Origin of the sequence: Actinoplanes sp. NPDC051859 (assembly GCF_044452725.1) — a bacterium.
In the GTDB taxonomy this organism is placed as follows: Bacteria; Actinomycetota; Actinomycetes; order Mycobacteriales; family Micromonosporaceae; genus Actinoplanes.
On sequence record NZ_JBITBX010000009.1, the window covers coordinates 204,640 to 226,631 of the forward strand.

The window sequence follows — 21,992 nt, forward strand, 5'->3', positions numbered from 1 at the left end:
CTCGACGCCTTCGAACACTGGAAATGGAGTCTGGCCGTCACAACCGGGCGAGGGAATCCCGGGGCATCGCACCGCGGGTTGACGCTGCACGACAACGCGAGCAGACCGAGATAGCGTGCTCAGCGACGATGGCGAGCTGGGCCAAGATCGGCAGCGATCCCGACCAGAGCAGCGGCCGCATCAGAGCAGCGACCGCATCAGAGCAGCGACCGCATCAAAGCAGCGGCCCCAGCAGAGCAGCGGCAGCGCCCAGGAACAAAAAGCCGGGATCAGCTAGCCGCGCGGGTGACAGCCCGGCCCACCAAACTTCCCAGCACCGTGCCGAAGTCCAACCCGCCCGCCTGAACCGCCAGCGGCAGCAGCGACGTCTCGGTCATCCCCGGCGACACGTTGACCTCCAGCACGTGCGGCACGCCGTCCGCGTCCACGATGAGGTCCACCCGGGAAAGGTCCCGCAGTCCCAGCGCCCGGTGGGCGGCCAGCGCAGTTTCGGCGACGGCTGCCGCCACCGAGGTGGTAAGTCGGGCGGGAGTGTGCCACGTGGTCAAGCCGGCCGTGTACCGGGCGGCGTAGTCGTACACGCCGTTCTTGGGGACGATCTCGACGGCGGGCAGGGCGAGCGGCCCCTCCCCCAGGTCGAGCACTGACACCGCCACGTCCATGCCAGGGACGTACTTCTCGACGAGCGCCGTCGAGTCGTAGGCGAAGCAGCCCACCATGGCGGCTGGCAGGTCGGGGGCTTCGCGGACGACGGAGGCGCCGAGGCCGGAGCCGCCTTGGGCGGGCTTCACCATGAGGGGTAGGCCGAGGCGGTCGACGATGCGGTCGAGGACGGCGACGGCGCCGAGCTCGGAGAAGCGGTCGTGGGGCAGGGCCACCCAGTCGGGCGTACGGATGCCTTGTTCGCGCAGCATCGACTTGGCCGACGGTTTGTCCCAGGCGAGCCGGGAGGCCGCCGCCGTGCAGCCGACGTACGGCACGCCGCAGAGGTCGAGGACACCGCGGAGGGAGCCGTCCTCACCGGTGGCGCCGTGCAGGGCGATGACGACGGCGTCCGGTCGGTCCGAGGCGAGGATGGGCAGGAGAGTGGCGTCCGCGTCGCGCAGCTCCGCCGAAAGGCCGGCGGCGCGGAGTGCGTCCAGGACTCGGCGGCCGGAGCGCAGCGAGACGTCGCGCTCGTAGGAGAGGCCGCCGGCGAGGACGAGGATGTGCGGTTCGGTGGACGTACTCATGGGGGTGATCATGCCAAGTCGGGGCCGGGGGTGTCCGCGGCGGCCGGACCACGACGGCGGTGGGGGGTGGTCGGTCCGAAGACTGCTCGCATGGCGAGCTCCTGTTCCATTACTCCGGCGAGCCGGCGGACGCCTTCCCGAATCCGTGGAGGTGGCGGGAACGAGAAGTTGAGTCGCAGGTTGGCGGTGCCGGTGCCGTCGGCGTAGAAGCCGGTGCCCGGGACGTAGGCGACGCGGGCGGCGATGGCGCGCGGCATCATCGCTTTCGAGTCGAGGCCGTCGGGGAGGGTGGCCCAGACGAACAAGCCGCCACCGGGTCGGGTCCAGGTGGTGCCCGCGGGCATGAGGTCGGTGAGGGCGTCGAGCAGCGCGTCGCGGCGTTCGCGGTAGATCTCGCGGTACGTCTTGATCTGTTCGCGCCACGGCATGGTGGTCAGGTACTGGGTGACGGCGCCCTGGGCGAATGCGCTCGGGCACAGGATGTTGGCCTCGCTGGCCATGACGAGCTTCTCGCGTACGGCATGGGGGGCCAGGATCCAGCCCACCCGCAGCCCTGGCGCGAACGTCTTGGAGAACGTGCTGAGGTAAAGAATGCCGTCGCGGCGCCGGGCGCGGAGCGGCCGCGGCGCTTCGCCTTCGAAGCTGAGCGTGCCGTACGGATCGTCCTCGATCACCAGCAGCCGGTGCCGCTCGCAGATGTCGAGGATCCGTTCCCGCCGCTCTTCGGAGAGCGTGACTCCGGCCGGGTTCTGGAACGTCGGGATGGTGTAGAGGAACTTGGCCCGTCCGCCCGAGTCCACGAGTGCGGCCTCCAGTGCCTCGGGGATGAGGCCGTCGGCGTCCATGGCGAGGTGGCGTACCTGTGCCTGGGCGGCCTGGAACACGCCGAGTGCGCCGACGTAGGTCGGCCCCTCGGCGAGCACCACGTCGCCCGGGTCCAGGAAAAGCCGCGCAACCAGGTCGAGCGCCTGTTGTCCGCCGACCGTCACCACGACGTCGTCGGGGGACGCGCCGGTCGAGGCGTCGATGCCGGACAGGGCCATGACTTCGCAGATGCGTTCGCGGAGTTCGAGGGTGCCTTGGCCGATGCCGTACTGAAGACTGGTCGTGCCGAGCTCGGTGGCGAGCCGACCCATCATCTCTCCGACCGCGTCGAGCGGCAGCGCGGCGATGTAGGGCGACCCGCCGGCGAGCGACACCACTTCGGGGCGGCTCGCGACGGAGAACAGTGCGCGAATCTCGGAGGTTGTCATGCCGCGTACCCGGCGGGCATAGCGATCGGTGTAATCGTCTTGCGTCGTCCCAGTCATGGATCGATATTAGGCGAGCCTGGCACACCCGTTTGAGTCCGATCCGGTGCCGTTCAAGGAGTTTGCGGCGTAGGATCCGACCGGGGGCGCGGACGAGCACGTGAACAGGACCGTGCCGCGAGTCCGGAGAAGCTCACCGACGCCAAGGGGTCCGCCGATGTCGCGACGGCTGGTCAACCTGACCCTCGACACCCTGGAAGACCTGCCCCGGCCGTGCCGCGGCTGTGTCTACTGGGAGTTGGACCCGGTCTCCGCCGAGCGGGCCTGCGCCACCGGCGACCCCGGTCTCGAGAAGGAGGCCTGGGTTTCGCAGACACTCTTGGAGTGGGGTTCCTGCGGGAAGCTGGCGTACGTGGACGGGATGCCGGCCGGCTTCGTCATGTTCGCCCCGCCGGCGTACGTGCCTCGGTCGATGGCCTTTCCCACGTCGCCGGTCAGCGCCGACGCCGCCCTGTTGATGACCGCGCATGTGGTGGCCGCGTTCGCCGGCGGTGGGCTGGGCCGGATGCTGGTGCAGGGTGTGGCACGTGACCTGACGAAGCGCGGGATCAAGGCGATCGAGGCGTTCGGCGACGCCAAGTTCGGGGAGGCCGGCGAGGGCGAGGAGGGGTGTGTGGCCCCGGTCGACTTCTTCCTGTCGGTGGGCTTCAAGACCGTACGCCCGCATCCGCGCTACCCGCGGCTGCGGCTGGAATTGCGGACGGCGCTGTCGTGGAAGTCCGACGTCGAGTACGCCCTCGAAAAGCTGCTCGGCTCGATGAGCCCGGAGACGTTGCTGCGCCCGGTGCGTCCGGTGACCGCGACGACCTCCGCGGACAGCTGACGTCAGGGGTTGTTGCGGGACGCCAGCGCCAGCCGCAGCTGCCGTACGTCGATCGAGCCGGTGGGTACGTCAGCTTCCACCGGGTAGTACATCCGCTGCACCGCGGCGAGAACCGCTTCGACGAGCTGGTCCCGGAAGAGCGGGTCTATCAGCCGTTCCCGGTCGACCGGTGAGGTGAGGTAGCCCATCTCGACGTGGACGGCCGGCATCTGGGTGAGCCGGAGCAGCTCCCACGTCTTGGCGTGCGTACGGCAGTCGCGCATGCCGGTGCGGACGACGATTTCGCGCTGGACCAGATTTGCCAGCCGCTCCCCCACCGTCGAGGTGGCACCGGTGCCGGTGCCGTAGTGGTAGGTCGCGACGCCTTCGGCGGACGGCGACTCCTGCCCTTCGAGGTGGATGGAGATCAGCAGGTCGGCGCCGAGGCTGTTGGCTAGCGTGGCGCGTTCCTGACCGGACAGCCGCTGGGCCGGCTTGGGGCCGCGGGTCAGGTGCACGCGCATCCCGGCGGCGCCGAGCCGGCCTTCGAGCCGGGCCGCGATGTCGAACACGAGGTCGGCTTCGGTCCAGCGGAGTTGACCGTCCGGCACGACGATGCCGGGGTCGGCTTCGCTGCCGTGGCCGGGGTCGATGACGATGGTTTTGCCGACCAGGCTGGAGCCGGACTGCCGGAACGCTTCGGCCTCGCGTAGCCAGTTGGGTCGGCCGCCGACGACCTTGCGGCCGAGCCGGCGCAGCGCCTTCATGGTCTGCGGGCCGCAGGAGCCGTCCGGCGTCAGGCCGACCTCGCGCTGGAACTGGGCGACTGCCCGGGCCGTGCGCGGGCCGTAGATGGCGTCCGCCCGGCCGGTGTCGAAGCCCATTTCGAGGAGCCGCTCCTGTAAGGCGCGGACGTCCTCGCCGACGAGTGAGGTCGGCACGGAGTGGAACAGCGTACGGGCGCCGAGTTTCCACCGCGCCCCGTCCAGCGTCGCCCACGTCTCGGTGTCGACGACGCCGTCGGAACCGAGTCCGCGGCTCTGCTGGAAGGCTCGTACGGCGGTTTCGGTGTCCTCGTCGAACTCGGTGCCGCCGGTTGCCAGCAGCTCGAGCCCCACCAGGATCGACCGGATCTCCTCGACGGCCGGACCGGTGTCTCCACGGCGGATCGGACGCACGCGCGGCTCCAAACTGGGGGAAGGTGCAAGGCAACTCTCGGAGCGTACTCCCCGGAACATCCGGGAGCCCGGTGCTGATGCGCGCTCCGTGCGTCGGATCGCCACAGGCGACGCCCCGCAGCCGGGTGGCTGCGGGGCGTCGGGAAGAACCTGTTCAGAGCGCGGATTCGATGAAGTTCACCAGGGCGCTCTTCGGCTTGGCGCCGGCCACCGAGTTCACCGGCTCGCCGCCCTTGAAGAGGGTGAGGGTGGGGACGGACATCACCCGATAGGCGCGGGCGGTCTCGGGGTTCTCGTCGATGTTGAGCTTGACGATTTCCACCTTGTCGCCCATCTCGACGGCGATCTCGGCGAGCAGCGGGTCGACCTTCTTGCAAGGTGCACACCATTCGGCCCAGAAGTCGACAAGCACCACCTTGTCGGACTGAAGCACGTCACTCGTGAACGTGGCGTCGGTGACGGCCTTGGTTGCTCCCACGTGGACCTCCTGGTCTACAGCTCGGTGTTTCTACAGCTCGATGAAGGATGCGATGAAGCGCTCGGCGTCCAGCGCGGCGGCGCAGCCGGTGCCGGCGGCCGTGATGGCCTGGCGGTAGGTGTGGTCGACCAGGTCACCGGCGGCGAACACGCCGGGCAGGTTGGTCCGGGTGCTGGGCGCGTCGACCTGCACGTAGCCCTCGTCGTCGAGCTCGATCTGGCCCTTGAACAGCTCGCTGCGCGGGTCGTGACCGATGGCGACGAACACGCCGGTGACATCCAGAACCTTTGTTTCACCGGTCTGGGTGTTCTTCAGACGGGCGCCGACGACCTTGCCGTCTTCGCCGAGGATCTCCTCGACCGCGGAGTTCCACTCGACCTTGATCTTCGGGTTGTCGAGGGCGCGCTTCTGCATGACCTTGCTGGCCCGGAACGAGTCGCGCCGGTGCACGATCGTCACGGTCTCGGCGAAGCGGGTGAGGAAGGTGGCCTCCTCCATCGCCGAGTCGCCGCCGCCGACCACGATGATGTGCTGGCCGCGGAAGAAGAAGCCGTCGCAGGTGGCGCAGGACGAGACGCCGTGGCCGAGGAGCTCCTGCTCGCCGGGCACGCCCAGCGGCCGCCACGCGGAACCGGTGGAGAGGATGACCGCGCGGGCGAAGAACTGCTTGTCGCCGACCCAGACGGTCTTCAGGCCTTCGGTGCCGGGCTCGGTGGGCTTGTCGCCCAGCTCGACCCGGGTCGCGTCGTCCGTGATGAATTCCGCGCCGAACCGCTCGGCCTGCTTGCGCATGTTGTCCATGAGCTCGGGGCCCATGATGCCCTCGGGGTGGCCGGGAAAGTTCTCCACCTCGGTGGTGGTCATCAGTGCACCGCCGGACTGGACGCCCTCGATCACCAGGGGCTTGAGGTTCGCCCGGGCCGCGTACAGCGCCGCGGTGTAGCCGGACGGTCCCGAGCCGATGATGATCAGATTCCGGACCTCGTCCACTGCCGACTCCTCAATTACGGGGGTTCGCCGGGGAACCGGCGACATCGCACGCTAGAACGTCATGGTAGGAGAGCTGCATTCCCCCGCAGTACGCGCTGTGGGCCCCGGCATAGTGGGGGTCGTCACGCGACCGCGGGTGCCGGTCAGCCTACCTTTACGGCTCCGAGCCGGGCGGCGCCCGAACCAGGCGCGCCGCAGTCGGCTCCGGCGGCCCAGACCCATTCCCCGTTGGCGGCGGTGAACTGCACGATCAGCGCCGGTGTGCCGTCGTACCGCGCGAAGTCGATGCTGCGTGCGGTGACTGCGCCGGCGCCGTGTGCGTCGGAGATCGCGTCGATGCAGGCGAGGAGGACCTCCTGCACCCGCAAGCGCTGGAGCGGGTCGTCACGCTCAGCCATCACGCCAGCACTGGGGTCGGCCAGCATGCCGCGCGACTTGCGGGCGTCGTCCTTGTCGGTGCCGGCTTGCGGGGACAAGCCAGGCTGCGGCGCATCGGCCGGCGGCTTCCCCGTCGTGGACGGACCGGCCTCTGCCGCGGCCATCGGCTTGGCGGCAGCGTCCGCCAGCGTCGCGGCGGTGTAGTCGGTGCCGGTGTCCAACACCTGACCCGGCCCCGCCGGCAACGCGGCCACTCCTGGCGCCTGCTGATCGGCCGCTGACTTCGCGGACGTCGACAGCTGCTCCGCGTTCTCACCGCCGAACTGCTGAATACCAAATCCGGCAAAAGCCAGCACGCCGGCTGCGATTCCGATCGGCGCCGCCCACTTCAACCGCCGCGCCCGCTTCCGGGCCGTCGTGGCTTGCTCTTCCTTTTTCGGTACGGCGACCAGCCGCCGGACAGAAGCAACACCATCACCTGACGGCCGCGGGTCACCCACCCCGGAATCGGCACCCCCAGCCGCCGAGCCGACCAGCGTGGCATCGACGCTGGAAGCCGAGGTGACCGGTGTGGCAGCGAGGTCGGCGCTCGAGTCGATTGGTGTGGCGTCATCGCCAGTTTCCCAGCGGGCCGGCGTCGCGTCGGCAGTGGCCGCCGTCGCGCTGGCCGGGACGGAGCCGCTGGCTGCCGGGGTGAACGCCGCGTCGAGTCGAGCAACCAGGTCGGCGGGCATCGGCTCCGGCTCGGCGCCCCACGAGTGCAGCGCGGCTGTCATGGCCTCGGTTGCGGCGGAGAGTTCGGCGTGCGCGCGGCGCCAGGCCGGGTGTCCCACGATCAACGCGGAGACCACGGCCTCGTCGGGGGTGCCGTCCAGCGCGCCGCCGACATAGTCGGCGAGCAGGTCGAAGTCGACCTCGCTGAACTCTGGCCCCGTCACGCCTGGTCCCCTCTGTCACCGGAGGCCGGTAGCGGCCTCGACGCCGGGCGCTGCACCGCAGCGCCCGATCCTGTTGAGACGCGCCCCGAGCCGTCGTGGTTCCCCTTGGTGCCGTCTTCTCCGGAAGCCGAGCTGCGCACCGGGCCGGAGCGAGTCCCCCGATTCCCGCCGGCTGCCCGCGCGGTGGGTGTTCCGGTCGGGTCGGAACCGGTGCGCAGGTGGCCCAAGGCCAGAGCCATCCGGGCGCGACCCCGGGCGCAGCGGCTCTTGATCGTGCCTTCCGCGACGCCGAGGATCTCGGCGGCCTCGACGACCGGGTAGCCCTGAACGTCGACGAGGACGAGTGCGGCCCGCTGGTCCGGCGGGAGGTCGGCCAGGGCGGCCCGGACGACCAGCGCGGTGTCATGGTCGGGGGCGGGGGCGGCTGGCTCGGGGCGGGAGCCGGCGCCGCCGTCTTCCGAGTGGGTGCCGTCGGGCAGGGGGACGGTCGGGTGGGCCTGCTTTCGGCGCAGCCGGTCCAGGCAGGCGTTGACGACGATGCGGTGCAGCCAGGTGGTCACGGCGGCGTCGCCGCGGAAGCGGGCTGCGCTCTTGTGCGCTGACAACAGCGCGTCCTGCACGGCGTCGGCGGCTTCCTCGCGGTCGCCGATGGTGCGCAGCGCGACCGCCCAGAGCCGGTCCCGGTGGCGGCGGACGAGTTTGGCGAAGGCTTGCGGGTCGCCGTCCACGTGGGCGCGGAGCAGATCGGCATCGGCCGGACCCGCGTCGGCCGGGCCGGTGTCGCCCGCTGCACCGAATGCGTCGCCGGAAGTCACGCCAGCAATGTAGCCGAGGTGCGCCGAACCTGCGCTGCCCGCAGGGGCGACACCTCGGACGCATCAGTCGGTGGCGTACACCTCGATGTTGGTGATCTTGACCTTGTAGCCGCCCTCGCCGTCGTCGGCGGCGGGCAGGTCGCTGAGGAAGACCATGACGTACTGGTAGGTCTGGGTGGCGTCGGCCGGAAGGATCGTCGTGGTGCCGTCGGTCCTGCCGGTGTCGCTGTCGCCCATCTTCTTGAACGACTTGACGATCTCGTCGTCGCCCGCGGAGGTGTCGCCGGGGTCGGAGGCACCGGTCCGGATGTCCATGGCGACGCCGGGCGCGGACGCCTCGACCCGAATCTCGGTCACGTGTCGCGGCTGGCCGAGGTTGATCAGCACACCCATGCCGGGCTTGAGATTGCCGAAGTTGGACTGGTTCTGGAAGCGCTGCGTCTCCCAGCCGGTTTCCTTGCTGTCGTCGACGGTGAGCCCGGCTTCGCCGGTGTCGTTGCGCTCGCCCTTGGGCGGGTCGACGATCCGGACCGAGCTCGCGGTCAGCGCGACCTTCTTGGGGTCGCCCTGCGGGCCGCCGCCGGAGTTGCCGGTGTCGGTGGCGCCCTGCTTGCCCGGCTCAATCGCGCCGGACTGGGTGCTCTCCGTCGACTGCTCCTTGCCGGAGTTGCTGATCGCCCGAATGCCGAAGACCAGGCCGATCAGCGCGATGACGACGAGCGCCGCGACCCCCACGACGATCTTGCGGGTGCTGCGCACCGGCTCGGCGCCGTTGCCCTGGGTGAATCGCAGCGGGCCGGCTTCCTCGTAGTCCTCGTCGACGGCGGCGTCGAGGCGGGCCAGCTCGGCGGTGAGAGCGTCGGCCGCGGGCGGCGCGATGCTCTTGTCGAGCAGGTCCACGGTCAGGTCATCGAGGTACGCCGGGACGCCGGCGCGGACCTGCCGCGGAGTGGAAATCGTGCCGTCGCCGTTGCGGTTGGCGTCGGGCAGCGCCGAGGCACCGACCTCCGCGTGCGGCCAGTGGGCGGTCAGCGCGTAGTAGAGGATGCCGCCGACTGCACGCACGTCCGACTCGATGCTGTCGGCAGAGTCAGCCCGGGCATCGGCTAGGACCACCCGACCGTCGTCGGCGATCAGCGTGGTGCCGGGATGCACGTTGCCGTGAACCATGTCAGTGGCGTGCACGGCAACGAGCGCGTCGGCGATGGCGTGGGCGATGGCCGTGGCGCGGGCCGGGTCGAGTGGACCCTCACGCGTCACGAACTCACGCAGTGCCTCGCCGTCGACCCATTCGCGGACCACATAAGCCCGGGTGCCCTCGTCGATAGCGTCGTAGACGCCGACCAGGTTGGGGTGGATCACGCGGCTGGCATCGACTGCGGCCTGCAGCATCTCGGCAGCGGACTCGCCGCCCGGATAGCGCAGCACGACTGCGACCGGCCGGCGCAGGATGACATCGATGCCGCGCCACACTTGGCGGCCCGCACTGTCGTTGTTGACGTGCTCCTCGAGCTGGTAACGCTCGGCCAGGATCTCACCGACGGTGGGTGCACCGAAGGTCATGACCGGTCCGGCCTCGTCGGCCGCGGTCTCGTGGCCTTCGCCGACCTGGGTCACCCGTCCTCCCTCGGTGGGTCCGCACGTGTCGCCCCCGACCTTACCCGCCCGTGGCCGGGTCCCTACAGGTCATCCCCGCCCGCGGCACTCGTCCGGGGCCGTGCGGCGGGCGGCTTCGCGCCGGTCAGTGCCGGAAATGAGACTGTTCAGCGAGTTATCCACAAGCTTGTCCACAGGGATCAGCGACCGAGCTTGCGGCGTACCGTGCCGATGACCTGGTGCACTTCGGGGACCTTGAGCAGGGCTGCCGTGACCAGGTAGACCAGCATGATCACCGCGCCGCCGGCCACGAGTTGCCCGGCCGCGGCGAGCCGCCCGGGAGTGTCGCCGCCGGGCAGCACCTGCATGACGAGCAGGCCGGCACCGGCGGCAACCACCGCGGCGGCCAGCACCTTGAGCAGGCCGCCCACCACCGAGCTGAGGTTCAGCCGGCCGATCCGACGGCGCAGCAGGAACAGCGAAATGAGCGCCGACACCAGGTAGGAGACCGCATTCGCGCCGGTCATGCCGGCCGCGGTGAGCGACTGGCCGAGCACTCCGACGGCGAGCAAATAGCCGGCGACCCGCAGACCCGAGACCGGAATGTTGATCAGCGCGACTGTGCGGTTGCCCTGCAGGGCGTAGAACGCGAACGTGCACAGGTAACTGATCGACAGCGGAATCACCGTGAACGCGGCAACCACGAGCACTCCGCCGGTGGCGAAAGCCTGGTCGTAACTGAGCGCCCCACCTTGGAACAGGGTGACAGCGATCGGTACGCCGAGCACGCCGTACACCACACAGATCGGGGCCAGGGCCGTGGTCACCAGTCGGATGCCGCGGGTGAGGTCGGCGCTGACGTCGGCGAACCGGCCCTCGGCGGCGGCCGCGCTCATCTTCGGCAACAGGGCGGTCATCACCGACACCCCGATGATTCCGTGCGCCATCATCGTCAGCAGGAAGACGTTGTTGTACGCGACCAGGCTGGCATTGGTCTCGCCCGGCACGCCGCTCAGAATCCGGGTCACCAGGAACACCGGGATCTGGTTGAAGCAGACGTACACCAGCATCCAGCCGGCGAGCGGGCCGACCTCGCCGAGGCCGAGCGCCTTGGGGTTCCAGCGCCAGCGCCAGGAGAAGCCGACCTTGCGTAGCGCCGGGAGCAGGCCGATCGCCTGGACGACCATGCCGAGCAGCGTCCCGCCGCCGATCAGGATGATCTGGCCGGAGGTCATGTCTTCCGGTTGGAGGCCTTTGGCCGTACCGAAGAAGAGGATGAACGCGCCGCAGCTCGCGATGACGACGAGGTTGTTGAGGATCGGCGCCCACATCGGCGCGGCAAAATGCCCGCGCACGTTCAGGACCGCGCCGATCAGCGCGGAGATGCCGGTGAAGAAGATGATCGGCAACATCAGGTAGGACAGCGAGAGGACCAGGTCGCGGTAGCCGTCGCTCGCCTTCGAGCTGGTCTGCAGGCTGACGATCCAACCCGCGGCGGCCGTCACCAGCACGGTCGCCACCCCGAGCGCCACCACCGCCAGCGTCAGCAGCCGCTGGGTGAACAACTCGCCGCCGTCCGGGTCGGCCTTGCGTCGCCGGACCAGCAGCGGAATCAGCACGCTGGACAGCACGCCGCCGAGCAGCAGCTCGTAGACCTGCATCGGCAGGAACTGGGCATTCGTGTACGGGTCGCCGATCGCCTTACCCAGCGTCATCCCGATGAGCGCGTTACGGACAAACCCGATGACCCGGCTGACCAGGCTGCCCGCCGCCATGATGGCGCTGTTGCCGGTCGTGCTGCGCTCCCCGCTGGCGGGCGCTTCCTCGGCGGGTTCCGCTAGCTCGGGTTCCGCCGCCGCGGGCTCCCCGTCGTCGTGGCCGGCCGGGCGGCCGTACACGGTGCCGCCGTAGACCGTGCCTCCGCTCGGGCTGGAGGGTGCCGGGATGATCTCGGGCGGCAACGCCTGGTCGCCGGCCGCGGTGGGCAGGACACCCGGGCCATCGACGGAGATCAGCATGGCGCCGTCGGACGGCTCCGGCTCACCGTCGGGCGCGGCGTGCGCGCTGCGGTACAGGCCGCCGCTCACCAAGACCTCCCCAGGGGTACGGACACAGAAGCCACCCTAGCCAGGGCGATCCCCACCTCTTATATGTGTCGCCGCACGAGGGTGCCGGGCGCCGCACCGGCGAGTGTCTCGACCATCCAGCAGGCCTCCAGGGGCACCAGCGGTTCGCTGAGTGCGTCCAGCACGGTCGGGTGGTCGCAGCCCGCCTCGGTCAGCTCACCGAGCAGTTCACCGACCGGGCTCAGGTCACCGGTGTCGGCGATGTGGCGGGCCAGCGGGCGGACATCGGCGTACCACTGCTCGTGGGGGAGTCGGGACAGTCGGTGTGCTGCGTGGCGTACCAGCTCGGCAAGCCCTTCGTGCGGGAAGCGTGCGCCGCCGCGAACCTGGAGCTGCACGGCGGCCGGGGCGGAGTAGGCCGCTATGGCGGCCTCGTCGAGCACTTGCGGTGACGGTGCCGGCGGTTGCGGCCACCAGTCCTCGCCGGCGAAGAGTGGCAGGGGCGTCTGCTCCGGGCCGGCGGGCTCGGGTGTCGGCACCGCCCGACGCAGCGACCGGTACGCCGCCTCGCGCACCGCCGCGACCGTGGTCTCGTCGTCCTCACCGGTCGCCGGGGCGAACGGGCCGAGCAGCGCCACGACCAGCCCGGGATGCGGGAGCGTCGGATCTTCCAGCGCGATCACCCGGGCGCACAGCTCGAGCTCGTGCCAGTGCAGCGCCGCGGGCCAGGCCTGCCCGGGCGCCGCCCAGCCGAGCTGCACCGGTTCGCTGGTCGCCGGTTCACGCAGGCCCAGTGCCTGCTCACCAGTGCGCAGGTCCAGGTCGAGCACCAGGCCGTACCCGCCTGTCACCGGGAGTGACACCCGCAACTCGGCGGGCTCGGGGTCGTCGATCGCGCCGGCGCCGGTTCGCAGCAGGGACCAGAATCCGGGGTCCTCGCTGAGACGGCGTAGCGCCTCAGAAAGGGGCACAAGGTCTATCCTGCCCGCTGCGGGTAAGCCCCCTTACAGCAGCTACCCTGATCGTCTGATGTCTGTCTTGAACACCGCCCAGCGCAACGCCGTCCAGGAGTTGCTGCGGGTCTCCCCCGTTGCTGACGAGCTGGGGCGCCGGTTCGGCGCCGCCGGCCATGAGTTGCACCTCGTGGGCGGCTCGGTGCGCGACGCGCTGCTCGGCAGTCTCGGCGACGACCTCGACTTCTGCACCGATGCGCGCCCCGAGCAGACCCTCGACCTGGTCAAGGGCTGGGCCGACGCGATCTGGGAGACCGGTCGCGAGTTCGGCACGATCGGCATTCAGAAGAACGGTCTGCGGCTGGAGATCACCACCTTCCGCGCCGAGGCGTACGACGGTGTCACCCGTAACCCCGTCGTCGAGTACGGCGACAATCTGCTCGACGATCTGCGCCGCCGCGACTTCACGATCAACGCGATGGCGGTGAGCCTGCCGGGGCACGTCTTCACCGACCCGCACGGCGGTCTGGAAGATCTGGCCGGCAAGGTGATCCGCACCCCGGCGCGCCCCGAGGAGTCCTTTGAGGACGATCCACTTCGGATGCTGCGCGCCGCCCGGTTCGCCGCGAAGCTGCGGTTCACCATCGACCCGGCCGTCCTCGCCGCGATGACCGCGATGGCCGCTGACCTGGACCGGATCACCGCCGAGCGGGTTCGCGAGGAGTTCACCAAGCTGCTGTCCAGCCTGGACCCGGTGGGCGGTCTGCGGCTGTTGGTCGACACTGGGCTCGCCGACCGGTTCATCCCCGAGATCTCCGGCCTCAAGCTGGAGATCGACGAGCACGCCCAGCACAAGGACGTCTACGAGCACACGCTGATCGTGGTCGCCAACGCCGTCCGGCTCGAGGGCGACGCCGGCCCGGACTTCGTGCTGCGGATGGCAGCGCTGATGCACGACGTCGGCAAGCCCGCCACCAAGGCGGTCGGCCGCGACGGCCGGGTCAGTTTCCACCACCACGAGGTGGTCGGCGCGCGCCTGACCCGCCAGCGCATGAAGGCCATGCGCTACCCCAAGGACATCACCACCGCGGTGGTCGAGCTGGTCCACCTGCACCTGCGCTTCTACGGGTACGGCCGGGGCGAGTGGACCGATTCGGCCGTCCGCCGCTACGTGACCGACGCGGGTGAGCTGCTTCCCCGCCTGCACAAGCTGACCCGGTCGGACTGCACCACGCGCAACCGGCGTAAAGCTGCTGCGCTGGCGGCCGACTACGACGCGTTGGAAGAACGGATCGCCCGCATCCAGGCCGAGGAGGATCTGGCCCGGGTGCGGCCCGATCTCGACGGCAACGCGATCATGGAGTTGCTCGGCGTGCCACCCGGCCCGGTCGTGGGTCAGGCTTGGCGGCACCTCAAGGAACTGCGCCTGGACCGCGGTCCGCTCGACCGCGACGAGGCCGAGGCGGAGCTGTGGCGCTGGGCCCGGGAGCACGGCCACATCTCGTAGGTCCGGCTCCGCTCACGTCTCGTCGTTGTCGTACCGGGGGCGCACAATCGTCGGGTGCGCCTTCTCGTGGATTCCCCGATCGGCCCGCTGGGTGTGAAACTCGACCGTGGGACGGTGGTCGGCGTCCGTTTCGGGGCTGCCGAGGACTGGGCGGGTGGCGGTGCCGACGCCGAGCCGATCGTGCGGGAGCTGGCCGACTACTTCGCCGGCACCAGGACAGACTTCGCCGTTCCCGTCGAGCTGCGGGGTGGCTCAGAGTTCGAGCGGGCGGTGTGGGGCCAGATCGCGCTGATTCCGTACGGTGAAATGCGCACTTATGGGGCTATCGCCACCGCTCTGGGCGACCCGGGTGCGGCTCGAGCGGTGGGAACAGCCTGCAATCGCAACCCGGTGCCGGTGATCGTGCCGTGTCATCGGGTGGTCGGCGCGGGCGGGAAGCTGGTCGGGTTCGGCGGTGGGTTGCCCCGCAAGCGGCAACTGCTCGAGCTGGAGGCCCGCGTGGCTCTAGAACGCGCCTGGGGCTAACTAAGAAAGAAGGCCGGACCGAGAGCCGGTCCGGCCTTGCTTCCGTGCTGCGTCAGCTCTGGATGTCGCCGGCGATGAACGCCTCGACCGCCGCGTGGGCGTCGTGGTCGTTGTACTGCACCGGCGGGCTCTTCATGAAGTAGGAGCTGGCCGAGAGGATCGGGCCACCGATGCCGCGGTCCTTGGCGATCTTCGCCGCGCGGACCGCGTCGATGATGACGCCGGCCGAGTTCGGGGAGTCCCACACTTCGAGCTTGAGCTCGGCGTTCAGCGGGGTGTCACCGAAGCTGCGACCCTCGAGCCGGATGTACGCCCACTTACGGTCGTCGAGCCACGGCACGTGGTCCGACGGGCCGATGTGCACGTCGCTCTTCGACATCTCGTGCGGGATCTGGCTGGTGACCGACTGGGTCTTCGAGATCTTCTTGGACACGAGGCGCTTGCGCTCCAGCATGTTCATGAAGTCCATGTTGCCGCCGAAGTTCAGCTGGTACGTGCGCAGCAGCTCGACGCCGCGGTCTTCGAACAGCTTGGCGAGCGCGCGGTGCACGATCGTCGCGCCGACCTGCGACTTGATGTCGTCGCCGACGATCGGCAGACCCGCGTCCTCGAACTTCTTCGCCCAGGTGGGGTCGGAAGCGATGAAGACGGGCAGGGCGTTCACGAACGCGCAACCGGCGTCGATCGCGGCCTGCGCGTAGTGCTTCGCGGCCTCCTCGGAGCCCACCGGCAGGTACGCCACGACGACGTCGACCTCGGCGTCCTTGAGCGCCTTGACCACGTCGACCGGCTCGGCCGTCGACTCCTCGATCATCTCGCGGTAGTACGTGCCGAGACCGTCGAACGTCGGTCCACGCTGGACGGTGACGCCGGTCGGCGGCACGTCGGTCAGCTTGATCGTGTTGTTCTCGCTGGCAACGATCGCCTCGGAGAGGTCCATGCCGACCTTCTTGGCGTCCACATCGAACGCCGCGACGAACTTCACGTCGGATACGTGGTAGTCGCCGAAGGTCACGTGCATGAGACCCGGAACGCGGTCGTTGGGGTCGGCTTCGCGGTAGTACTCCACGCCCTGCACGAGGGACGAGGCGCAGTTACCCACACCGACGATGGCGACGCGGACGGAGCCCATCGCGTTTGCCTCCTTGTTCATCACGGCCGGTCCAGGTGCGGAGCCGGTGTTTCCAGGTTTGTCCCCACCGCCGGATCGGCGGCCGAGGACGAGGGGGTGCGACCGGAGCGCTCGTTGGTGATGAGCTCCTCCAGCCAGCGGACCTCGCGCTCACAGGCGTCCAGTCCGTGTCTTTGCAGTTCAAGGGTGTACGCGTCGAGCCGGTCCCCGGCGCGCGACAGCATGTCCCGCAGGCCCTCCCGCCGCTCTTCGATCCGGCGCCGGCGGCCTTCGAGAATGCGCAGCCGGGTGGCGCGGTCGGTGCGGGAGAAGAAGGTGAAGTGCACGCCAAAACCGGCGTCGTCATACGTTTCCGGCCCGGCCTGGGCGAGCAGGTCAGCAAACCGCTCCTTGCCCTCGGCAGTGATCTTGTAGACAACTCGCCCCCGCTTACTGGTCATGGGGGGCACGATGTCTGTCTCAGCGGCCTGTTCGCTGATCCAACCGGCGGTGTACAGGCGCTTCAGCGTGGGGTAAAGGGTGCCGTAGCTGATCGCTGCCCGGATGGTCCCGAGCTTGGTGGCGAGCTCTTTGCGCAGCTCATAGCCGTGCATCGGGGCTTCTTGGAGGAGTCCGAGGATCGCCAGCTCGAGCACCGCGGGCCACCTCCTCCTCGTTCGATGTATCGGGCCGATACATCGTCACCGTAGAACGGGCCCGGTGGCGGCGCAAGGTGACCCCCGACTCCCTGCCGGGGATGCCCGGCTCGACCCGATTCACCCCGCGCTCTCGGTGATGCCCTGCTCTCGTCGCGCCACGCTGCGTGATGGCGGTCGCCGTACGGGTGTCGACCGCGTACTCTCTTCGCCATGCGCACGCAGCGGCAGGTCGTCGACTACTCGCTACAGAAGCGAGTGCTGCTGCGTGACCTGCACAACGGCAAGATCGGAACGCTCGAGGTCTGCGACGCCTCGCCGTACCTGAAGAACGCGGCGCGGTTCCATGGCGAGCCGACCGACGACCGCTGCCCGGTCTGCCGGCGCGACAACCTCACCCTGGTGCACTACATCTACGGCGACGAGCTGAAGCAGTCCGCAGGTCAGGCCCGCAAGCTCGCCGAGCTGCCGGTCCTGGCGACGGCGCTGCGCGAGTTCCAGGTCTTCGTGGTCGAGGTGTGCCAAAGCTGCGCGTGGAACCATTTGACCGAGCAGTACCTGCTTGGTCGGGACGCGCTGCAGTCCGACGAACTGACCAGGAGCGCGGCGTTCGCCGCGTCCGCCTCGGGCCGCCACCACGAGACCGGGTCGTCGTCGCGTCACTGGGAGGGCCGTCAGTGATGGCGCTCAACGTCGCTAACGTCGATTCGACCCCGGCCGACACGGGCATCCAGCTCCGCGATCGGTCATTTTTGACATCCGTCAGGGCGGCTGCGGTCTTGCAGCCCAGAATGTCCGCTTGTGGCAGAGCCGGCGGGAGCCCCTCCAGGGCTCCCCGGGCGCGCCACCGCGACCGGTAGGTGTAACCGAATGAATTCGAACGGCGATTCGCAGTCAGCACGCGCCCGGGCCCGAGTGCCCGGGCCGTCCGCTGCTACCCCGCCTGCCGACCAGTCCGGCTACGACGACCGGCCCGGCCCCGACGCTTACCGGCGTCCGGCCGGCGGCCGTGCCTCGGTCAGTGGCGCCGCCTCCGTGGGCTCCGCCTCGGTGGGCGGCCGCGTGCCGGTCGGCGCCGGCCGAGCCTCCGTGGGTGCCGGGACCGCCAGCGTCGGCGCTGCCAAGGTGGGCGCTCGTGCCTCCGTCGTCGGCGGCGCGGGTCGTGCCTCCGTCGCGCGTGCCGCAGTGCGTCCGGTTTCTCCGGCCGCAGGTGGCGGCTCGGACCCGGACGACCCGCACGGCCGCCGGGGTGACGCGAAGAAGATCCTGACCAAGGCCGCCAAGCGCCGCCGTCGGACGAATGTCCTGACCGCCGCGGCCGCCGTCCTGGTGATCATGCTCGGTGTCGGTGTCGTCGGCGGCACCTACTTCTTCGACAGCCTCGACCTGCCGGAGATCAAGCCGGAGTCGCAGACCAACACCATCCTGAACGCCAACGGTGAGGTGCTGGCGAAGCTCGGCGACGAGAACCGCACGGTGGTGCCGATCGCCAAGGTGAACCCGGTCATCGCGAAGGCCGTGGCCGCCGCCGAGGACAAGAACTTCTACCGGCACCACGGCATCGACTTCAAGGGCATCCTGCGGGCTACCTGGAACAACTTCACCGAGGACGACCTGCAGGGCGCGTCCACCATCACCCAGCAGTACGCCCGCAACGCCGCGGAACTCAAGGGCATCAACGTCAACCGCAAGCTGCGCGAGGCTGTCATCGCCCGCAAGCTTGAGGACAAGTACGGAAAAGACGACATCATGGGGATGTATCTGAACTACATCTACCTTGGTGAAGGTCGGTACGGCATCGAGGCGGCGGCGCAGGGCTACTTCAAGAAATCGGTGTTGACGCCGCAGGGCCAGAAGAACGCGATCACGCCGTACGAGGCCGCGGTGCTGGCGTCGATCATCAAGCAGCCGGAGCCGGACCCCAACGGGCACCAGGGTTACGACCCGAACTACAACCTCGAAGCCGCCAAGGGGCGCTGGGAGTACACACTCAGCAACATGCTCGAGGAGGGGTGGATCACTCCCGAGGTCTTCGCGGCCCGCAAGTACCCCACCAACATTCAGAAGCCGGCCAAGAACAAGTGCAAGGCGTGTGTTGCCGGGACGCCAACTGGCATCATCATGCGGCACGTGTACGCCGAGCTGACCGCGATGGGCATCTCGAAGGCGGAGTTCGAGCGCGGCGGCCTCACGGTCACCACGACGATCGACTCCAAGGTCCAGAAGGCCGCCGAGAAGGTCGGCATGCGGTCGAGCAAGTCCTCCCCGATGAACGATCTACCGAACACCTACCAGGCGGCGGTCATCGGCATCGACCCGACGAACGGTCAGGTGCTCGGCTACTACGGCGGGGACGACCCCAACGGCCTCGACTACGGCAGCTACCTCAATTCCGAGGGTGACGGCTTCGAAGGCCGGGGGCAGTCGCCGGGATCGACGATGAAGATGTACACGCTCGCGGCGGGCCTGCGGGAGGGCATCTCCTTCAAGACCACCTGGAACGGCGAGAAGAAGCGGCCCGGGGGCAAAGAGATCAGCAACGCCGGTGTCGAGGGCAATGCGGTCTGCGACGGCCAGATCAAGAACTGTGACCTGGAGAAGGCGACCATCCGGTCGTACAACTTCCCGTTCTACTGGATCGCTGACGGCATCGGCCGCGAGAAGGTGATCGAGGCTGCCCGCGACGCCGGCATCACCCACATGTGGCCGGACGCGGCCAAGGACCCGGTAGACCTGACCAAGACCGACGCCTCGTTGTGGAAGCAGGACGGCTACTTCGACAACGAGGTGGCCTTCGGCCAGTACCACGTCTCGCCGCTCGAGCACGCCCAGGGCGTGTCGACGATCGTCAACAAGGGCATCCGCAACGATGTCCACTTCATCAAGAAGGTCGAAACCGTCGACCAGACGACCGGTAAGAAGAAGACCATCGCGGCGGAGAAGTCCAAGCCGAAGAAGGTCTTCGAGCCGGACCAGATGGCCGACCTCGAGGGCGTCCTGGCGAAGATCCCGGGCACGTCCGGCAACAACCTGGCCAACGGCCGCCCGTCGATCGCGAAGAGCGGCACCTGGGAGTTCAACAAGGGCAGTGGTGACTGCTGGTTCGTCGGCGGCATCCCGCAGTTCTCCGCGACGGTCTGGGTCGGCGGCAAGAACAACAAGGTGAAGCTGAGGGAGCAGGGCGGCGCCGAGATGTACGGCTCCGGCACCCCGGCGCAGATCTGGGAAGACTTCATCAACGCCGTGACCGACGCCAAGGACATGCAACAGGAGTCGTTCCCGCCCCGCATCGAGACCGGCGATGCCAACCACCCGCTGCAGAACGGCATCAAGCCACCGCCTCCGGCAGTGACGCCGAATCCCGCCACCCCGGGCCAGAACCAGAACCCGGCCTGCCAGTTCCTGCCCGAGCTGTGCCAGAACAACGGCAACGGCGCTGGTCAGAACAACGGCGGTCAGAACAACGGTGGCAACAACAACGGCGGCCAGAACAACGGCGGCAACAACGGCGGCGGCCAGAATGACGGCGGCGGCCAAAATGACGGCGGTGGCAACAACGGCGACGGGAATACCATCTTCCCCGGTGGCCCAGGAAATGACACCGGCACCGGCGGTGGTCAATTCGACGGGCAACGATTGGACGGCGACGGCTGATCCGTCGTGACGCGGGAGGCTCAGCGCGCTACGGCGCCGGGCCTCCTTCGCATTTCGCGACCCGAGCGGGGAAGGGATCCGTGCCCGCATGTCGCTGTGCTGAAAGACCACGGAAGTGACGGATGCGGCATGATGCGAAGTCATGAGCGCGCCAACGTCTGCGACCGACCGCACCGAGCCGGAGACCGACCGGACCGAGTCGCCCGCCGCGTCAGACGGCTTCGTCCGCGGACTCGCGCAGGCGATCGGCGGTCCGATCGGCGAACATGCCGCAGCCCCGTCGCGGCCCGGGCGCTTCTGGACGGCGCAACGCATCATCCTCGCCCTGCTCTGCTTCACGCTGGCCGCGAGCTGGGTGCAGAAATCGCCCTGCCAGGACGGCAACTGGCAGGAGAACGTCCAGTACACGCGCTTCTGCTACACCGATGTGTTGGCGCTGTATTACGCGGAGGGGCTGAACGAGGGCAAGGTCCCGTACCGTGATCACCCGGTCGAATATCCGGTGGTGACCGGCTACTTCATGGGGGCGCTCGGCCTGCCCGTGCATGCCCTCGGTGAGCGCTACCCGGAAATCAATCAGGGCACCTGGTTCTACAACGCCAATGCCTTGGTCCTGTCGATCCTGGCCGTCGCCGCCGTCGCCGTCCTCCTCGCCCTGCGGCGCCGCCGCCCCTGGGACGCGGCAATCTTCGCCCTCTCCCCCGCCCTGTTCGTCACCGCGACGGTCAACTGGGACCTGCTCGCCATCGCCCTCGCCATGTTCGGCGTGTTCGCGTGGGCAAGAAGCAAACCTCTAGTCGCCGGCCTGCTGCTCGGCCTGGGCGGCGCGGCCAAACTGTGGCCGCTGTTCATCCTCGGACCACTGTTCGTCCTTGCGCTGCGATCGCAACGGATCCGCACGTTCCTGCTCGCACTCGGCGGCGCCGTTTTCGCCTGGATCGCCACCAACCTGCCGGTCGCGATCCTCTACCGAGAAAGCTGGAACCGCTTCTTCGAGCTCAACGACACTCGGCCCATCGACTGGGGCACGCTCTGGTACATCGGTCGCTACCTCGACGGCAAGTGGAACACCGGCGGTGGTCAGGGACCATTCCAATGGCTCAGCGACAACGTTCCCGCCCTCAACAACCTCACGTACGGCCTCACGATTCTGGCCTGCGCCGCCATCGGCCTGCTCTGCCTGCTCGCCCCACGCCGGCCCCGGCTGGCCCAGCTCGCCTTCCTCGTGGTCGCCGCCTTCCTGATCTTCAGCAAGGTCTGGTCCCAGCAGTACGTCCTCTGGCTCCTACCGCTGATCGTTCTGGCCCGGCCCCGATGGGGCGCGATCATCGCCTGGACCGTCGCCGAGATCGGCTACTTCACCGCCTTCTACGCCGAACTGCTGGGCGCGGGCGGCAAGCCGGTCATCCCCGAGGGCACCTTCGTGCTGGCCTCCACGCTGCGCCTGCTCACCGTCATGATCCTGTGCGCGCTGGTGATCCGCGAAATCTGGCGCCCCGAACTCGACGCCGTCCGCGACACTTACGCCGACGACCCGGACGGCGGCGTGATTTCCGGTGCCCCGGACGCCCCCTGGATCACCAAACTCCGCCACACCTTCCGCGCCGACCGCCGCGACGCTGGCGCCGCGTCGAAGGATCCGGCGCAGTCGGAGGAGCCCGCGCCGGTGAGCTGACGCCGCCTCCATTCAGGCGGAGAGCACCGCGGTGTCGTCTCTCAGTTCAGGCGGAGAGCAGCGCGGTGTCGTCTCTCAGCTCAGGCGGAGAGCAGTGCGGTGTCGTCTCTCAGCCCAGGCGGGAAGCA

General features: G+C 69.1%; 18 protein-coding genes. 6 read left to right on the top strand and 12 right to left on the bottom strand.

The window, feature by feature from the left end:
• Positions 1-269: 269 nt before the first annotated feature.
• Together ACIA1L_RS23365 and ACIA1L_RS23370 are read right to left on the bottom strand one after the other, a co-directional pair.
• Positions 270-1,232 carry a D-alanine--D-alanine ligase gene (locus tag ACIA1L_RS23365; RefSeq protein ID WP_396074984.1) on the bottom strand — a complete coding sequence of 321 codons (963 nt, stop codon included), beginning with the start codon at positions 1,230-1,232 and terminating at the stop codon, positions 270-272.
• An 8-nt stretch (positions 1,233-1,240) separates the two neighbouring features.
• Complete coding sequence (locus ACIA1L_RS23370) at positions 1,241-2,542, bottom strand: PLP-dependent aminotransferase family protein (protein ID WP_396074986.1); 1,302 nt, start codon at positions 2,540-2,542, stop codon at positions 1,241-1,243.
• Positions 2,543-2,699: 157 nt separating this feature from the next.
• Here ACIA1L_RS23370 and ACIA1L_RS23375 point away from each other — a divergent pair, with 157 nt between their 5' ends.
• The gene (locus ACIA1L_RS23375; protein WP_396074987.1) at positions 2,700-3,365 is read left to right on the top strand and encodes a GNAT family N-acetyltransferase; all 666 of its coding nucleotides are present in this window, start codon (positions 2,700-2,702) and stop codon (positions 3,363-3,365) included.
• Positions 3,366-3,367: 2 nt separating this feature from the next.
• Here ACIA1L_RS23375 and ACIA1L_RS23380 read toward each other — a convergent pair whose 3' ends face one another.
• The 8 genes from ACIA1L_RS23380 to ACIA1L_RS23415 all read right to left on the bottom strand — a co-directional run bounded on the left by ACIA1L_RS23380 (position 3,368) and on the right by ACIA1L_RS23415 (position 12,754).
• Entirely contained in the window at positions 3,368-4,522 is a 1,155-nt protein-coding gene (locus ACIA1L_RS23380; RefSeq protein ID WP_396074988.1) for an N-acetylmuramoyl-L-alanine amidase, read from the bottom strand.
• Positions 4,523-4,676: 154 nt separating this feature from the next.
• Complete coding sequence (trxA, locus tag ACIA1L_RS23385) at positions 4,677-5,000, bottom strand: thioredoxin (protein WP_396074989.1); 324 nt, start codon at positions 4,998-5,000, stop codon at positions 4,677-4,679.
• A 30-nt stretch (positions 5,001-5,030) separates the two neighbouring features.
• Positions 5,031-5,990: a thioredoxin-disulfide reductase gene (trxB, locus tag ACIA1L_RS23390; protein ID WP_396074990.1), complete on the bottom strand. Its 960-nt coding sequence runs from the start codon at positions 5,988-5,990 to the stop codon at positions 5,031-5,033.
• Positions 5,991-6,133: 143 nt separating this feature from the next.
• Positions 6,134-7,306 (bottom strand): hypothetical protein, encoded by a 1,173-nt coding sequence (locus ACIA1L_RS23395; protein WP_396074992.1) that lies wholly within the window; start codon positions 7,304-7,306, stop codon positions 6,134-6,136.
• Positions 7,303-8,121 carry an RNA polymerase sigma factor SigM gene (gene sigM, locus ACIA1L_RS23400; RefSeq protein ID WP_396074993.1) on the bottom strand — a complete coding sequence of 273 codons (819 nt, stop codon included), beginning with the start codon at positions 8,119-8,121 and terminating at the stop codon, positions 7,303-7,305. Before sigM ends, ACIA1L_RS23395 begins: the two co-directional genes overlap by 4 nt.
• Positions 8,122-8,184: 63 nt before the next feature.
• Entirely contained in the window at positions 8,185-9,738 is a 1,554-nt protein-coding gene (locus ACIA1L_RS23405) for a protein kinase family protein (RefSeq protein ID WP_396074995.1), read from the bottom strand.
• Positions 9,739-9,917: 179 nt separating this feature from the next.
• Positions 9,918-11,663, bottom strand: a complete 1,746-nt coding sequence (gene murJ / locus ACIA1L_RS23410) for a murein biosynthesis integral membrane protein MurJ (RefSeq protein WP_396075123.1) — start codon at positions 11,661-11,663, stop codon at positions 9,918-9,920.
• Positions 11,664-11,863: 200 nt separating this feature from the next.
• On the bottom strand, positions 11,864-12,754 hold the full coding sequence (locus tag ACIA1L_RS23415) for a hypothetical protein (protein ID WP_396074996.1): 891 nt from the start codon (positions 12,752-12,754) through the stop codon (positions 11,864-11,866).
• A gap of 58 nt (positions 12,755-12,812) precedes the next feature.
• Between ACIA1L_RS23415 and ACIA1L_RS23420 the strand changes: the two genes are divergently transcribed.
• Positions 12,813-14,243 (top strand): CCA tRNA nucleotidyltransferase, encoded by a 1,431-nt coding sequence (locus ACIA1L_RS23420; RefSeq protein WP_396074997.1) that lies wholly within the window; start codon positions 12,813-12,815, stop codon positions 14,241-14,243.
• A gap of 54 nt (positions 14,244-14,297) precedes the next feature.
• Positions 14,298-14,768: a methylated-DNA--[protein]-cysteine S-methyltransferase gene (locus ACIA1L_RS23425; RefSeq protein ID WP_396074998.1), complete on the top strand. Its 471-nt coding sequence runs from the start codon at positions 14,298-14,300 to the stop codon at positions 14,766-14,768.
• Positions 14,769-14,820: 52 nt separating this feature from the next.
• Here ACIA1L_RS23425 and ACIA1L_RS23430 read toward each other — a convergent pair whose 3' ends face one another.
• Together ACIA1L_RS23430 and ACIA1L_RS23435 are read right to left on the bottom strand one after the other, a co-directional pair.
• Entirely contained in the window at positions 14,821-15,900 is a 1,080-nt protein-coding gene (locus tag ACIA1L_RS23430; RefSeq protein ID WP_396074999.1) for an inositol-3-phosphate synthase, read from the bottom strand.
• A gap of 20 nt (positions 15,901-15,920) precedes the next feature.
• Positions 15,921-16,535 (bottom strand): PadR family transcriptional regulator, encoded by a 615-nt coding sequence (locus ACIA1L_RS23435; protein ID WP_396075000.1) that lies wholly within the window; start codon positions 16,533-16,535, stop codon positions 15,921-15,923.
• A 213-nt stretch (positions 16,536-16,748) separates the two neighbouring features.
• Here ACIA1L_RS23435 and ACIA1L_RS23440 point away from each other — a divergent pair, with 213 nt between their 5' ends.
• The 3 genes from ACIA1L_RS23440 (at position 16,749) to ACIA1L_RS23450 (ending at position 21,864) form a co-directional block, all read left to right on the top strand.
• The gene (locus ACIA1L_RS23440; RefSeq protein ID WP_396075001.1) at positions 16,749-17,216 is read left to right on the top strand and encodes a DUF5318 domain-containing protein; all 468 of its coding nucleotides are present in this window, start codon (positions 16,749-16,751) and stop codon (positions 17,214-17,216) included.
• A gap of 189 nt (positions 17,217-17,405) precedes the next feature.
• Entirely contained in the window at positions 17,406-20,189 is a 2,784-nt protein-coding gene (locus ACIA1L_RS23445) for a transglycosylase domain-containing protein (protein ID WP_396075002.1), read from the top strand.
• 142 nt (positions 20,190-20,331) lie between these two features.
• Entirely contained in the window at positions 20,332-21,864 is a 1,533-nt protein-coding gene (locus ACIA1L_RS23450) for a glycosyltransferase family 87 protein (RefSeq protein WP_396075003.1), read from the top strand.
• The last annotated feature ends 128 nt before the right edge of the window (positions 21,865-21,992 follow it).